At 58.8% G+C, this 14,464-nt stretch carries 12 protein-coding genes and 1 pseudogene; 9 read left to right on the forward strand and 4 right to left on the reverse strand.

What is annotated here, in order from left to right; all coding sequences use genetic code 11:
* Positions 1–450: 450 nt before the first annotated feature.
* On the reverse strand, positions 451–942 hold the full coding sequence (locus G3N94_RS00665; protein WP_205789826.1) for an NAD(P)H-dependent oxidoreductase: 492 nt from the start codon (positions 940–942) through the stop codon (positions 451–453).
* Positions 943–1,197: 255 nt separating this feature from the next.
* Entirely contained in the window at positions 1,198–1,833 is a 636-nt protein-coding gene (locus tag G3N94_RS00670; RefSeq protein WP_205789829.1) for a TetR/AcrR family transcriptional regulator, read from the reverse strand.
* An 82-nt stretch (positions 1,834–1,915) separates the two neighbouring features.
* On the opposite strand from G3N94_RS00670, the gene G3N94_RS00675 reads away from it, so the two are divergent.
* The 3 genes from G3N94_RS00675 to G3N94_RS00685 all read left to right on the forward strand — a co-directional run bounded on the left by G3N94_RS00675 (position 1,916) and on the right by G3N94_RS00685 (position 4,015).
* Positions 1,916–3,034 carry an MBL fold metallo-hydrolase gene (locus G3N94_RS00675; protein WP_205789836.1) on the forward strand — a complete coding sequence of 373 codons (1,119 nt, stop codon included), beginning with the start codon at positions 1,916–1,918 and terminating at the stop codon, positions 3,032–3,034.
* 415 nt (positions 3,035–3,449) lie between these two features.
* Positions 3,450–3,647 carry a type II toxin-antitoxin system VapB family antitoxin gene (locus G3N94_RS00680; protein WP_205789837.1) on the forward strand — a complete coding sequence of 66 codons (198 nt, stop codon included), beginning with the start codon at positions 3,450–3,452 and terminating at the stop codon, positions 3,645–3,647.
* Positions 3,644–4,015 carry a type II toxin-antitoxin system VapC family toxin gene (locus G3N94_RS00685; protein ID WP_205789839.1) on the forward strand — a complete coding sequence of 124 codons (372 nt, stop codon included), beginning with the start codon at positions 3,644–3,646 and terminating at the stop codon, positions 4,013–4,015. The genes G3N94_RS00680 and G3N94_RS00685 overlap by 4 nt, the downstream gene beginning before the upstream one ends.
* A 208-nt stretch (positions 4,016–4,223) precedes the next feature.
* Here G3N94_RS00685 and tnpA read toward each other — a convergent pair whose 3' ends face one another.
* Complete coding sequence (gene tnpA, locus G3N94_RS00690) at positions 4,224–4,652, reverse strand: IS200/IS605 family transposase (RefSeq protein WP_205789846.1); 429 nt, start codon at positions 4,650–4,652, stop codon at positions 4,224–4,226.
* 44 nt (positions 4,653–4,696) lie between these two features.
* Between tnpA and G3N94_RS00695 the strand changes: the two genes are divergently transcribed.
* From G3N94_RS00695 to G3N94_RS00710, 4 genes are all read left to right on the forward strand, one after another.
* Positions 4,697–5,788, forward strand: a complete 1,092-nt coding sequence (locus G3N94_RS00695; RefSeq protein ID WP_277398489.1) for a transposase — start codon at positions 4,697–4,699, stop codon at positions 5,786–5,788.
* 196 nt (positions 5,789–5,984) lie between these two features.
* Positions 5,985–6,317, forward strand: a complete 333-nt coding sequence (locus G3N94_RS00700; RefSeq protein WP_241021457.1) for an AraC family transcriptional regulator — start codon at positions 5,985–5,987, stop codon at positions 6,315–6,317.
* A 1,556-nt stretch (positions 6,318–7,873) separates the two neighbouring features.
* Positions 7,874–8,569: a ParA family protein gene (locus tag G3N94_RS00705; protein ID WP_205789850.1), complete on the forward strand. Its 696-nt coding sequence runs from the start codon at positions 7,874–7,876 to the stop codon at positions 8,567–8,569.
* Positions 8,562–9,587: a ParB/RepB/Spo0J family partition protein gene (locus G3N94_RS00710; RefSeq protein WP_205789858.1), complete on the forward strand. Its 1,026-nt coding sequence runs from the start codon at positions 8,562–8,564 to the stop codon at positions 9,585–9,587. Before G3N94_RS00705 ends, G3N94_RS00710 begins: the two co-directional genes overlap by 8 nt.
* A 41-nt stretch (positions 9,588–9,628) precedes the next feature.
* Here the strand turns inward: G3N94_RS00710 and G3N94_RS00715 are convergent, their stop codons facing one another.
* The gene (locus G3N94_RS00715) at positions 9,629–10,945 is read right to left on the reverse strand and encodes a replication initiation protein (protein WP_205789860.1); all 1,317 of its coding nucleotides are present in this window, start codon (positions 10,943–10,945) and stop codon (positions 9,629–9,631) included.
* Positions 10,946–13,237: 2,292 nt separating this feature from the next.
* Between G3N94_RS00715 and G3N94_RS00720 the strand changes: the two are divergent.
* Positions 13,238–13,534 (forward strand): annotated as a pseudogene (locus G3N94_RS00720) (transposase domain-containing protein); the annotation flags it as partial.
* Positions 13,535–13,556: 22 nt separating this feature from the next.
* Positions 13,557–14,309 carry a hypothetical protein gene (locus G3N94_RS00725; protein ID WP_205789862.1) on the forward strand — a complete coding sequence of 251 codons (753 nt, stop codon included), beginning with the start codon at positions 13,557–13,559 and terminating at the stop codon, positions 14,307–14,309.
* The last annotated feature ends 155 nt before the right edge of the window (positions 14,310–14,464 follow it).

A 14,464-nucleotide genomic window follows, 5' to 3' on the forward strand; every position in this document is an offset into this window, starting at 1 on the left:
TCGGACGGTCAATGTGATCAGCGGTAAGCGGTTCATCAGTCGGTCGCGCGCGGCACCCGAATTACGCGGTCCGGTGCAGATTTCGCGCAAGCGTTTGCACTCCGTTGTTCCGTAGTTCGAAATATAAAGGATGTGCTGCGCGCGTGGTCGAGCGGGAATTTCCCGTCGTCGGGTCGCGATGACTCGCCGACCGATGCATGCGCGACCACCGACGTTGGCGCGCGCGGGAATGGGGAGGTTGAACGGGTAAGCTGCGACGACACGGCAGTGTGTGTGGCGTGCGGCTCGCGTCGCCATGTAGCGACGAGGCGCCGCTCGCAGTGGCATTCCAAGCTACGGGGCGCAGCCTCAAGGCGCGCTCAAGAAAGTCCTGTCGTTTGGTAGCCGTTTATGGGAAGTGGCGGCAGCGTCCGGACGCCATGCGACAGACGCTACCGCACGACCCCGCGGTCAAAAAACGCCTAGCGCGAGGCCCGCCGCCAGACCTGCGCCGAGGTCCGCGCAGCGCGCGAGATCCTCGGCGCCGATCGTCTTGGGTGCGAGGATGCGTTCGGGTGTCTGCGCGTGGGTGCAGACGATCAGGCCCGGCGCGACACTCTTGAGCCGCCATCCGGTCGCAATGCGATCGATCTGACGCAATGCGTTCTGCCCGTCGCTGCCGGCGCAGATCATCGCCGCATACGGGCGGCCGTTGACGCGATCGAGCGCCGCGTAATAACAGCGATCGAAAAAGTCCTTCATCAACCCCGACATCGCGGCAAGATTCTCCGGCGTCGCGAACAGATAGGCATCGGCCGCGAGTACGTCGTCCGGGCTCGTCTCGTCCGCGCGTTGCAGCCGGACCGACACGCCAGACTGCTCGCGCGCCGCGTCGGCGGCCGCTTCGGCCATCTGCTGCGTGCCTCCGGTCATCGTGTGATAGATGATCAACAGCGTCTTCATTCGTGGTGACTCACTGTCTGCCCTTTCGAGTCGTGCCGGCATCGGCGTGTTGTCGATATGTTCCAGATGCGCCAGACAGCGCCGAAGCGTTGCGTAATCACGCGACGTGCATCGTGATAACGGCGCGTTGCTTCCAATGTAGGCGAAACGCCCGGATGCCGAAATCGCGCAAGTGATGTGGGCGACGCGTTACGGTTCGCGCGGGATAGCGCTCCTTCAGCGTCGGCCTTTTCCGCCCTATGCGTGCTACCGGTGCTACCCGCCTTCGCTCGCGTTCCGCTCGTAGTATGCGAGGAACATCTCGGCCGCCGATTCGGCGACTTGCCTCTGTGCGCTTTCACCAAGCGGCGGCTGCCCCATCGTCACTTGAGGCCAGAACGCGAAAGCCTTCACCAAGCCCTGCAATTGCTGTGAAGCGAATGCCGGATCCGGAACTGCAAGCCGGCCGGCAGTTGCCGCCGCGCGGATCCAGACCGTCACGTCCTCTTCGCGCTCGCCCATGCGCTCCACCATGTCGCGCGCACGCTCCGGCGAATGGATGCCCGCCGCGATCGCGACCCGCGCGAGCGCAAGAAACGCGTCGTCGTTGAGCAGGCGCAGTTTGCGCTCCAGCAATTCGAGCAGTTGCTCGCGCAGCGGCGCGTCGTCGCGAAAGACCGGCGCAATGCCCGTGTGGCTCGCATCCCACAGCTTGTGCAGGATCGCGGCGAACAATGCTTCCTTGCTCGGGAAATGGTTGTAGACGGTGCGCTTCGACACATCCGCGCGGGCGGCGATCCGGTCCATGCTGGTCGCATCGTAGCCGGCCGCGAGAAATTCCTCGATCGCGGCGCTGACGATGGCCGCGCGCTTTCGATCGGTCAGACGTTGATGAGTGGCAGTCGTATCCATTCTCAAATTTTACACCCGGCAGTTTACTTTTCTCGAAAACAAACTACACTAATCGGTGTACTTTCACTCCGGATGGATTCCCATGGCATCGCTTCCCGATTTCATTCATCGTACGCTGGGCTATACCGCTGCGGAGCGCAGCCGTGCGCTGTCCGCAACTTCGCCGCAGCACGACGGCGAACGTTTCCGCAATGTCGCGCCGCGGCCAGTCGAAGGTGTCGGCAAAATGATGCGCATCATGTGGAACATGCTGTTCAACAAGCCGCGAGAAGCCGTTCCGTCGGGCACCCTGCCGGTCGATTCCCTGACCCGCGAGCAACTCGAGGCAGCACCTGATCGAAGCCTGTACCGGCTCGGGCACTCGACGCTGCTTCTCAAGCTGCGCGGCGAATTCTGGCTGACCGATCCCGTATTCGCGGAGCGCGCGTCGCCGTTCCGCCGCCTCGGCCCCAAGCGCTTCCATGCGCCGCCGATCGCTCTCGCCGATCTGCCGCCGCTGCGTGGCGTGATCCTGTCGCACGATCACTACGACCACCTGGACCGCGACACCGTGCTGTCGCTCGCGGCAACAACCGGCGTGTTCGTGACGCCGCTCGGCGTCGGCGACCGGCTGATCGACTGGGGCATCGATACAACGAAAGTGCGCCAGCTCGACTGGTGGCAAAACGCGGAGATCGACGGACTGACTCTGACCGCGACACCCGCACAGCATTTCTCGGGCCGCAGCCTGTTCGACGGCAATAGCACGCTGTGGGCGTCGTGGGTGATTGTCGATGACGACCTGCGCATGTTCTTCAGTGGGGATACGGGCTACTTCGATGGTTTCAGGACAATCGGCGAACGCCTCGGTCCATTCGACGTGACGCTGATCGAAACAGGTGCCTACGATCCGCAGTGGCCATACGTTCATATGCAGCCTGAAGAAACCGTACAGGCCCATATCGATCTGCGCGGGCGGTGGCTCGTGCCGATTCACAACGGCACGTTCGACCTGGCCATGCACCGATGGCACGAACCATTCGAGCGCGTGACGGCGCTGACCGTCGCACGCGGTATCGAGCTGTCAACGCCGCGTATGGGCGAACGGGTGGATCTGACCGCCCCGCATCGTGGCGAGCGATGGTGGCGCAAGGTCGTCGAGAAGGCGAGTACGTCGAAGTCGCTTTGGCCGGTGGTTTGTGCGTCGCGTGCTGCCAAATAGGTTTATCGGCTTGGGTATGGCGGCCAGTGGTCCCGGCTTTGTGCGACCGCCGGGACCGCGAACGTCAACAACGATGCTTTGTCGACCGGGCTATGGCGTGTCGACGCATGTGCTCGACGCGAGCCGCGAAACACTCCATTGTGGCTTCGCACTGCAACTCGACTTGCGGGTCATGATCGATCTGATGGTCAGGTCAAGCCGAATCACAAGGATCGACCAGCTGGCCGCAACCTGTTCATCGGCGACGTGCGCCGTACCTTTGTACGAAGCATTGAACAGGTTGCTCTCGGCACTCGACGATCTGCTGCGCCCGTGACAACATTCTGGAATACCTTTGCGACGTGTCCTCGGTTATCAGGCACACAATTCAGCATCAAATGATGCTGTAATCGTGCCTAGAATCATGGGGGAAATTATGCGAACCACAATCGCTTTGGACGATGACTTGGTCTCTCGGGCCCAGGACTATACCGGGTTGAGCGAGAAGTCTGCTCTTGTGCGCGAAGCGTTGAAAGCGCTTATCGAGCGCGAAGCGGCGCGCAGGCTCGCCGCCTTGGGCGGCAGTCAACCGGGTATCACTGCTGCGCCGCGCCGCCGGCAGGAGGATGAATGATCCTCGTCGACACGTCTGTGTGGATCGATCACATCGATCATTCAGAGCCAATTATGGTCGACCTTCTGCTCCATCACCGTGTCCGGATCCATTCATATGTAATCGGCGAAATATCGCTAGGCAGTTTGCGTGACCGCTCTACCGTGCTTCGGGCTTTGAACGATCTGCCACGCGTCCCCGTCGCCACGCCTGACGAAGTCTTCTATCTGATCGAGCAAGAGCAGTTGTTTAGCCGGGGGATCGGCTATGTCGATACATCGTTGCTCGCCTCCGCCAGGTTGCAGCCTGGGGTAACGATCTGGACGCGGGACAAGCGGTTGAAGACAATCGCCGACGAGCTTGCGCTTAGTGCAGTTCTGGAGCACTAAAAAAACTGAAGCAATCACTTGGAAAGCAGCACGAGAGCATCCGCGGTTGCCCGATGTTTCGCCGCAAACTCTGCACCGGCTTCTGAAGCACGGCGTGATGTCGCTTCCAATAGAAAGCCCAACCTGCTAGAAATCACCAAATGTGCGGGAAGCCCCGGAGTTCAATCCGGGGTCAAGAGCACGGACGCCGCGGGCGTGCTTTAGGGCCTTAGTGCGGCGATCGCTGGTCCTCAATGTACTTCCTCAAAATCTCGATTGGCGCTCCTCCGCACGACGCGGCGAAGTACGACGGCGACCATAGCACGCCACGGCGCTTGAGCCACGGGTGGAAATCGCCGAACTGCTGCCGCAGCATCCGGCTCGATACACCCTTGAGCGACGCGACAAGCGTTGATACCGCGACCTTCGGTGGATAGTGAACAAGCAAATGTACATGGTCGTGCTCGCCATTGAACTCCACGAGTTCGGCTTCGAAGTCTCGGCACACGTTGACAAGAACTAATTGCATCGCTTCCAGGTGCTCTTTCTTGAACACGTTGCGCCGGTACTTCGTAACGAATATCAGGTGGACATGCATGGCGAAGACACAATGCCTTCCATGCCTCCATTCGCTATCAATCTTGCGTGGCCTCCCCATTTGTCCTGTTGAGAGAGTTTAGAAGACGCAATATAGTTCGTGATATGGAAACCATAAAGACCCTCAAGTTTCGAATCAGAGACAAGCACGCGAAAGCAATGCTTGCGATGGCGCGCGACGTGAATCAGGTCTGGAATTTCTGCAACGAGACCCAGTACCGCAGCCTCAAGCGATACTGCAACCGACCCAAAGTCTGGCTCAGTGGCTTCGACCTTCAGAAACTAACGAATGGCTTCGTGAAGTGCGATGGCGTTGTCGTCGGTTCGCCAACGGTTCAGCAAGTCTGCGAAGAGTTCGCTACCCGCCTGAAGCAGTTCAAGAAGCAGCGCCTGAACTGGCGGGTGAGCGAGCGCAAATCGCCGAAGTATTCGCTCGGCTGGATTCCGTTCAAGAAGCGGGCGCTGACCTACAAGAACGGGCAGCTTCGCTTCAACGGCATCAATATCGGCTTGTGGGACTCCTACGGTCTTTCGAAGTACGAACTCGGTGCAGGCAGCTTCAACGAGGACTCGCGCGGGCGCTGGTACGTCAATATCGCCGTGAAAGTTAAGCTCGACGAAAAGCGGGTGCCGGACGAAGCGTCGGTGCTCGGAATCGACCTGGGCCTGAAGACGATGGCGGCGTACAGCGACGGCACCGACTTCGATATGCCGAAGTGGTATCGGCAGGCCGAAGAGAAACTGGGCATCGCGCAACGGGCGAACAAGAAGCGCCTGGTCAAGACGATCCATGCCCGTATCGCCAACCAGCGCAAAGACGCCATCCATAAGGAAACGACGGCGCTGGTTCAGAAACATGCAGCAATCTTCGTCGGCAACGTGAGCGCGAAAGCAATGGCTAAAACGAACGGCAAGTCCGTTCTCGATGCCGCGTGGACGACGTTCAGGACACAACTCAAGTACAAGGCCATTGGGCATTGCGTGGTGTTCGCAGAGGTCAACGAAGCGTTTTCAACCCAGTCGTGCTCGTGCTGCGGGACTATCCCGCCCAGCAGTCCGAAAGGTAGGGCCGCACTTGGAATAAGGCAGTGGACTTGCAGCAATTGCGGCACGGAACACAACCGCGACACGAACGCCGCAAGGAACATTGCCCGCACGGGACTTCGTGCGCTAGAAGTAGGAATCCCCGGTCTTTAGGCGCCGGGGAGGAAGTCAATACACCGAGCTGTCACCCAAACTCGTTAGTGAGCGGTTCTCTGAGCAGAACTCGTATCAGCCCGGGTCGATGATGGCCCTGCCGGTGCCAGCCGCGTTAATCTGCGAACGATGACACCGGGAACGCGTACCCACCAACCATGCGCCGACATAGCGCAATGGCTCGCGAGGATAGCTGTTGGCTCACTACGACGAGCCATTGCGTGTCGAAAACCTCGCCGCGCAAATCCCGACGAGCAGTTCGACGCTCCGTCTTCATTTTCGCCAACTCGCTGGCATGGGCCCGTTGCAGCACCAGACGCGGAAGCGTCTGAATGAGGCGCGCTGGCTGATGCTTCCGAAGCGACTCCCAGCCGCATTAGCGTCGTTTCGTGTCGGATGCGAGAGTCCGACCGAGTTTTTCCGGAAGTGCAGTCGCCTGTTCGGCAACTCACCGCACCGCGACATCGACGATTTTCGCAGTCGCTCGAACGTCGAACTGCCAGTCACATCGATTGCTGCAAATTGTTGACTCGGTGGACGGCGGTTGTGCTCGGTGCTGCCGCGCCGGGACGGGACGGCCTGCCGTCGCCCCTCAACAAGCATCGCGTATCGCTGACTGCTCGGACAACACGCTATTGGCGTCTTGTGACCGTTTGCGCATCTGAGATGCGTCACATACTCGCCGATCGACAAGGGCATGATGCGCGGTTGTTACGTGACAACTCCCCCTCGTCTCAACACGTACACCCCTGTATTATCGGAGGCCGCGCAACAAATTCGTGTTAATTACTACAAAATACGTATCGTTGAAAACATCCAAGGCACCAAATCGCCCTCATCGGGTCAAACAGCTGCTCCTTGGCAGTCGCCCCCACTTCCACTAGCCAAAAGCGCGGCGAATGCGTGAAACAACGTGAAGAATTTCCCGTAAACCCTTATCAGACAAGCGTTTACTGACACACCCCATTTCTCGCGATTGTTTCACGATGTGGCCCTCTGCACCTTCATGCCTGCGCCTCAGGAGGCCGATTCAACAGAACTTTGGCCAGATACAGGTAGTAGCGAAGCTAGCCAACCAGGACAACCATTTCGCGCACTTGCATTCGCTTCGCCGTGACATCACAAACACAAGTGTGCAGCCCCTGGGAAAGTGACGCGCATGCAAGCATCGCAGGCAGCGGAATTATTAGGGCCATATCAAAGCACGATTCCGTCGCCGAGATGCCTTTGGCGTGCAACGTTGGGCGTGCAACGCACGCTCGGTTAGCTATCAGGCGTGCAGCAATCAGCCGGTTACCTGAATACGTTTGCATTGAGGTGCTCGATACGCCGGCAATTCGAACTCGACGATGTTAGCGAGTTGGAGACATATTCGGCGCGCGTGATCATGTCGATCTCAGCTGTTGCCATTCAGTATGTTGTCGCATCGTCTAGCTTCGACCAAGCGCGGGTTGTTACGTGACAATCAAGCGCACGCCGACAGACTCCGAGTAACGTCGTGTTCGCCGCATCATTGCTGATCCATTCCACCGCGAACAACTTCAATCAAATTTTCGGCCAATATGCTGCGCTGGCCGTTTCGAACCTCGCGATCCTGGCGTGAGGTTGTTACGTGACAACTGAATGTTCGCCGCACTATCAGTACCTCACGCGAAGCAGACGCAATCCCAACTAAGCAACTTGCTTGTATCGGGTGAGTACTCCAGTACCGACTTCAACTTGCGTATGCCTGGCGCTTTGTCACGTGACAACTGCTTCTGCGTCATCCAGTCTCCACTCCCATCGACGCAATAAGAGTCACTCCGTTCGGGTCGACCTATTGTTTGGCATTCAACTGCCTTTCCGCGGATAGCATCCGTCAGGCCAAATTCCCCAACCAGCAATTTCGATTCGGTTTTAAGTGATGGGGTTTGTCGTTGCTCTATTGCTTGTATCGCGCAGATCGACGCACATCGAACGTTAGCCATCCGCCCGATTGTCACGTGACAACAACATCGTGCTAGAGAATTTCGCGGCAAAGACCATCTTGTCTGGACATTTCTCTAACAACTGCATATATTACGCAAAACTCCTTGGAGGAATTTAATGGCTTTCAAGATCGCCGTCAGTAATCAAAAGGGTGGGACTGGAAAGACAACCATCTCCGTCAACATTGCCGCCGCCTTCGAGGCCGGCGGGAACAAGGTTGCGCTTATCGATGCCGACCCGCAGGGCACGTCGGTGCGCTGGGTCACGAGCGGAGAGAACACCCTTCCAATGACTGTCCTCTCGCTGGCGCCCGCAGGTCGCGGCATCGGCGGAGAGATCAAGAAGCAGGACGCTCACTTCGACGTGATCGTCGTCGACTGCCCCGGCAACCTCGAGGATCCGCGTATTGCGTCGGTACTCGAAGTCGCCGATTTTTGCCTCGTTCCGCTGTCGCCATCGCCCGCAGATCTGTACAGCACCGTCGCGATGATCCGCATGATCGAGTCCATGCGCGCGGTCCGTAACCCCAGCCTTTCTTCCGCATTGATGCTCAATAGCGTCAATGGAAAAACTAAAATGCGTGAAGAAATTCTAAAAATTCTAAAGGCTGAAGAAATAGGGGAGCATCTGCTGGACAGCCAGATCGCCCAACGCGAGGTGTATCGCCAGACGTTCGCGCTCGGCACCACCATCCACCACCACAATCGGTACCTGAAGGGTCTCAAGGAGGCCCGCGCGGAGATCGAGAAGCTGGTCACCGAAATGGCCCAATACATCGCATCGACGCGAGCAACCGGAACCGCTCATGTCTAAAGACACATCGAAAGAGAAAAAGGCGACGGGCAACCTCCACCTTGCAGCCGGTCTGCTGCGCGGTCTCGCGCAGGAAAACGCAGCGCTGGAAACCAGGTTGCCCGAACCGTCGCCAGCCGTACCCGTGGCGAACGGCATGCCGGCGCTCGAGCTGGTCGCGGCGGCACCGTCAGACGCAACCGATCTCGGTGCACCTCAAAAGGTAGCGGTAAAGGATTGCATCCCGAACCCGTTCAACCCGCGGGTTTTCTATTCGGAATCGAGCCTGCACGAACTTGCGCTCACGTTGAAACGGGAAGGGCAGATCGAGCCGATCAAGGTGACGCGTCTGCCGGAGTTTCCCGGCAAGCTCGTCGTGATCGACGGGCAGCGCCGGTTGCGCGCTACGAGCATCAACGGCGACGAATACATCAACGCGACGTTCCGGTCGGATCACACGCCGGAGCAGCTTTATACGATCGCCTACCGCGCGAACCACGATCACGAGCGCCAGACGATCTTCGACGATGCGGTCGCCTGGAAACGTCTCCTCGACGAAAAGGTGTTCCCCGATCAGAACACGCTTGCTGAGAAGATCGGCAAGGACAAGGCGTCAATCAGCAAGACACTGTCGCTCAATGCGCTGCCCGGTACGCTCCTCGAGCGGATGGCCGGCGCGAACGACGTCGTGGGCCTGCAGGCCGCGTATTTCCTCAAGCTGATCTTCGAACGGCTCGGCGAACCGACGGCTGACCGGCTGCTGTCAGCCGTGATCGACCGCAAGAAGTCCGTTCGAGATCTCGAGAACTTCCTGCGTGCGCAGAGCGACGCGAACAAGAAGGCGGGACGGACACGCTACAGCGTTCGCCACGACTTCGCAGTCGACTCGCGGGCGATCGGCCAGTTGAAGACCTACCCCGATGGCCGCCTCGATCTGCAGCTCAAGGGCGTCGATGCCGCGCATCAGGAAGCGCTCGCCGACAAGCTCAAGGCAGTGATCGACGCGTACGTCACCGAGCTCGCCGGTACGCAACAGTAAGGTGCCCAAATAAAGAGACCTCGCATTTGCGAGGTCTCTTTTCAGTTTCCGGCGAGACTGCTTCGCAGCAGGAACTCCAGCAGGTCGTCCGAAGTCGGTTCGCCCCAGGTGTCCAGCGCGAGCCATCTGAAGAAGCTCGTCTGCGCGAGCTTGCTCGCTTTCTTCTTCGGCGACAGCGTCAGATCCTTCGAGCCGGTCACCGTTTCGTTGTAGCGCTCGATGAGCTTGGTCTGGTCATCGATTTCGAGCTCGCGGAAGTACGCGCCAGCCTCGTCGATCTTGGCCGCGAGATACTTGTCGCGGATCTGCTCCTGCTTGCTCTGCTGAGTCTCCTTCACGGGGGCCGCGTTGTCCGTCGACTGTCCGTCGGACAACGTATAGCCGTGCGTCAGCGCCTTGCGGAAGTATGCGCCCACATTGTCGATCGGTGCCGCATTCTTCTTCGTGGTCCGATTGAGCGTGTACGCGATCGCGGCCTTGATGCGCTGTACGCCATACTGCGTAATCAGACGGCGCGCCTCCGATCGCGGAATGCCGAACTTCGCGACCTCCTCGACGAGCGCTTCGTTCTTGACGTCACCTTCCTCTACCGTATCCACACTCTGCTTGCGCGTCACCTTGAACTGCACCGCTTCCACGCTACGGCCGGACTTGTGTTCGATCAGCTCGAGCGTATGGTCCGATACTTCGTTCACCTCCTGAACGCAGGGCACCAGAACCTTGCTCTTGAACAGCTTGTATTCCTTGTAAGACTGCGACGCCTTGTCCTGGCCAAGGATCAGGTCGCGGAACTTCGGCAGCGGAATCTTCGCGGTGATGCCGATTCCTTCGTAGCGCACCGTGTTCTCCCACAACGCGAGCGAGTGCGAGCGCCGGAACTCGCGCGCGATCCGCATATCGATGAGCGCGTAGATCTCGGGATTCAGCAGTTCGCTGCGAATCTGGTCCGAGAAGCTGTATTTCAGTACCGATTGCTCGAGTTCCGCGCCGGCCAGCAGACCCGACGCCTTCCAGACCGTCGAACGATCCGCGGCAAGATAGTCCCAGTTGACGACGGTGCTGATGAGCGAGTTCACCGTGTCCTTCACGTATTTCGTGTTGTTGCTGTTCAGGCCGCTTTCGTGCGACAGCGACGCAATCGAAATCGAGAAGCTCGTGCGACCTGGCTCGAACGCCTCCTGCCGGAGTGCATTCTTGATCAGCGAACTGAACATCTTGCGCTGCTGCAAGCCGATCTTTCCCGACTTGGGGGCGATGTGAATCGCCTGGACCGCCTTGCGCAGCAAGTCGGGAGGCTCTGGCGTCTGGAACAGCGAGACCTGCTTGTCGGAGCCTTTGCTTGCGGGCTTTCGCGGCATCGTGATGTCCGGATAAGGTTGCCTTGTTAAGGGCTGACTTTATACCTTTTCATTGCCGAGAGCAACGCCCTTGCTCGCATGTCACTTGCACTATCGCAGCTAACCTATCGGCTACAAAGGATTTTTTTCAATTCGCAGTCGTGCGATCCGCCCCATAACCATCTACCTTTCTGCCAATTTCTATCCCAAAAGCAGCTACCTTTGATCCGGGACGAGCACGTCGAGCGTCACCAGGGCCCGGTCAAAGGTACCTTTTTATGGGAAGCAAACGACTGAAATCGACTTGGGAGGTGGGGGATGTGGTGCCATGCAACACGGCGCCGTTTCTCTCCCATAACTTGCTACCTCGAAGGATTCCCATGGATGGTTACCTTCGGACTCGGACGATTCCGGTCATTTCGCTGTGAAGCGGCAAAAGCGCCCCCATAAAAGGCAACCTTGCGCTGCTCCCATAATGAGGTACCTTTCCAGCGGACCGTTCCTGTTTATGGGAGTCCTGGCGCGAGCTGCGTGCGACGTCCGATTGGAGCAATGCCGAAATCACCCCATAACCGGATACCTTGCCTGTGCCCCATAACTTGCTACCCAAGGACACGCCAAGCTTAGGGGCTTGCGCGCGATCCCGCATCGGCATCCCATAAATGGTTACCTCGACGGGTCCCCATAGACTGCTACCCGTGAAGATTCCTGGCCTATTTCCCATAAACGGGTACGCACGCCCCATATCCACATCCCCGAATCCCCACAGCCTGCTACCCAAGGCCCCAAATCCACAGACCTGAAACCCCAGACCCTTCTACCTCTGCTCCCATAAATGGGTACCGATCATCGCTCAAACCCTTGCCAGTCAAGCCTGTGAGCCTTCTAAAAGTAGTTAAAGTAGTAAACGTTGCTTTCTAAAGATGTAAACACACGTGTCCTTGCAGGAAAGACCAACCCCCATAAACCACTACCCAAAAGCTGTGCCCACAGTCCCTCTGCTGGCCCCAAGTCCCCATTTGCACGCTATTTCGCTGGTCGCAGCGCACCATCTGGGCGGCACTCCAGTGATTTCAAGGCTCGCAGAGAGGGTGAGTACACACTCACAAGCAGCGAAAAGTAGAAGGTTATGGGAGAAAAACCGGAAGAGGACGCCGATTCCGGCTCATAGGTACCCTGTTATGGGAGTCCAGCGGCCGGCATCAACGTCAGGTATCCGCCCATGGTTGGCCACTCAATGACGGCTTTTGCCGCTGTCGACTTGCGGATCTGTGCCGTCCGTCCAGGAGCCACTCGTGAGAGCCGATTGCCCCGTTGAAACCGCGCTGCACAGTTCGACCTGTGGGTAACTTGAACACCGGCACCACCTTGCGGCAACAATTACCGATAACCGATTGAAAAGGTGAGTTCCGTTCTGTGCGCTCGCGTCACGATGGCGACCCGAGAATCTTCACCTTTCAGATACTCGGAACCCTGTGCATTGCGCATGCATATCCTGTACCTCATCGGTTCGCGACGATATCCCGTGCGTGCCTCCCCGCGGTTGCTCGCGAGTCGCAATCCTCCGCGGGTAAACCTGGATCCGCTTCGTCTGATGCCTGACCGACTCGACGCGATTTCGCTGGCAACGTGAGTGTCTCGCCGTCTCAGCGCTTCACCGTAGCCGATTCCGCATCCGGTTCCCGAAGAAGCTCACCATTCATATGCAGCGGATCCCGTAACAGCTCACCTTTGTTCCGAGGCGCATGAATCGAGCTGCGTCGAGCGACCGGGCATCTTCGACATTTACTCGGATGAATGAGCACAGGTAGTCGTGCTTTGCAGAGTCGAATCCTGCCTCCACCGCACTATCTCCAAAGTTATCCACGGTTGCCGCCTGTGGTCGCCGGCGATTCGATCTCACGACTCGCGTCGCGTCGTCACCTGGCCCGACGCACAGCGCCACGATATGGTGGCGGTCGGCGGTCGGCGGTCGGCGGTCGCGGTGAGCACAACGACTCACGCATCATCACTCCAGAGTTGGCCGAGCGCGTGCCGGTCCTCGAGTCGATGCGGGTTCCGTCGAAAGGTATAAAATCTCGCGCCCCGACAGGTGACGTCACTCGAACCTGCGTGGTGACCTATCTGTCCGGATCGCTCGCAACGACCGTGTCATTCCGGAAACCGACGAAGTCTGATCGCCTCGCATCCCGATGCGTGAGCCGAAATCGATCACCTCGCTGCGCATCACGCCGTTGACCGTTACTCCGGTGGTGAGCGCACGTGTGCCGGAGCTTCGTCAACGCGGAAGAGAGCGTGCCGAAGGCGGCATACGCGATCAGGCAATTCGTCGCCGGTCGCGAGGGCTGGCTGTTTGCCGATACGACCGCTGGTGCGCAGGCCAGTGCCAATCTCTACTCGCTCGTCGAGACCTGCAACACGAACGGGATCAATCCGTACCGCTATCTCGTCTGGCTGTTCGCAAAGCAACCGCACGCGACAACGGCGGACGACTACGATGCGCCTCTGCGTTGGAACATATCCACAACGCGGCGCAGATTCTTGCGTGAGGCAACACCGTGCCAAGAGACATTGCCGTCGTGCAACTACAATTGCCCCGAGCCCGGTTGACTCGCCCGTTCGGACAACAGCCATGAAACATCCCTATCGCTGGATCAAGCGCGCAGTCATCGGAATCATCCTGTCCGCGGCGATGGCGTCCGGTCTCGTCGCTTACGGCTATCCTGGCGTCACCGCCACTATTTGTACTGCATGTTTCGGAATGGAGCGTGCGGGACCCGGGCTCATCGTTGATCGGGAAATGCCCGCCAACATGCGTGACGCGCTGTCAACAAATGCCGTGGAGGCCGAATCTCGGGTTCGAGGTTTTTACGGCGCGTTCGATCGCGCGCCGACTATCGTTGCCTGCTCTACGGATGCATGCGACAGACGCATGGGGGGACGTGGCGCTCTTGCATCAACGTCGATAACACCGCTTGGGACGATTACCCGGGTTTCGCCTCGCGGCCAAACGCCTGTCATTCTGGCGCACGAGTTTTCGCATGTAGAGCTACATCGGCGGATTGGCTGGTGGAAATTGGCCAATGGAGTCATGCCTGCCTGGTTCGACGAAGGCATCGCTGTCGTTGTCTCGGACGACAACCGGTACCTGAACCCTGGAACGACGCCGGCCGAGCGTTGCGTTCGCGATAGCGAGAGTTCGCTTCCATCGAGTCCAGCCGAATGGGGGCCTCGTGCTGGCAAAGGCCGGATGATCTACGCTGACGCTGCCTGTCGCGTTCTGCGATGGATGGATACGCATGGTGGCCGGGACGGATTGCTGAAGGCAATCGATGCCGCATCGAACGGAGACACGCGAGCAATGTCTCGCCCATCCTGCACATGAGCCACATCGTGTGAATACATGTGACGAAGGGGAACATCGGGACCGGGCGCATCGCGAACGCGCATGCATCGCGGACGACATCCGTAAATGCCCCGACGACCGATCTCGATGTCGCCACTCGCGCCGCAACACGGTTATGATTCAGAAGCCCCGAT

This window comes from Burkholderia sp. Ac-20353 (assembly GCF_017104785.1).
GTDB lineage: Bacteria > Pseudomonadota > Gammaproteobacteria > Burkholderiales > Burkholderiaceae > Burkholderia.

Excerpts from the sequence above, each read along its gene's own strand:
- G3N94_RS00665 (WP_205789826.1), bottom strand. The coding sequence starts at position 942 with ATGAAGACGCTGTTGATCATCTATCACACGATGACCGGAGGCACGCAG.
- G3N94_RS00670 (WP_205789829.1), bottom strand. The coding sequence starts at position 1,833 with ATGGATACGACTGCCACTCATCAACGTCTGACCGATCGAAAGCGCGCG.
- G3N94_RS00675 (WP_205789836.1), top strand. The coding sequence starts at position 1,916 with ATGGCATCGCTTCCCGATTTCATTCATCGTACGCTGGGCTATACCGCT.
- G3N94_RS00680 (WP_205789837.1), top strand. The coding sequence starts at position 3,450 with ATGCGAACCACAATCGCTTTGGACGATGACTTGGTCTCTCGGGCCCAG.
- G3N94_RS00685 (WP_205789839.1), top strand. The coding sequence starts at position 3,644 with ATGATCCTCGTCGACACGTCTGTGTGGATCGATCACATCGATCATTCA.
- tnpA (WP_205789846.1), bottom strand. The coding sequence starts at position 4,652 with ATGGGGAGGCCACGCAAGATTGATAGCGAATGGAGGCATGGAAGGCAT.
- G3N94_RS00695 (WP_277398489.1), top strand. The coding sequence starts at position 4,697 with ATGGAAACCATAAAGACCCTCAAGTTTCGAATCAGAGACAAGCACGCG.
- G3N94_RS00705 (WP_205789850.1), top strand. The coding sequence starts at position 7,874 with ATGGCTTTCAAGATCGCCGTCAGTAATCAAAAGGGTGGGACTGGAAAG.
- G3N94_RS00710 (WP_205789858.1), top strand. The coding sequence starts at position 8,562 with ATGTCTAAAGACACATCGAAAGAGAAAAAGGCGACGGGCAACCTCCAC.
- G3N94_RS00715 (WP_205789860.1), bottom strand. The coding sequence starts at position 10,945 with ATGCCGCGAAAGCCCGCAAGCAAAGGCTCCGACAAGCAGGTCTCGCTG.
- G3N94_RS00725 (WP_205789862.1), top strand. The coding sequence starts at position 13,557 with ATGAAACATCCCTATCGCTGGATCAAGCGCGCAGTCATCGGAATCATC.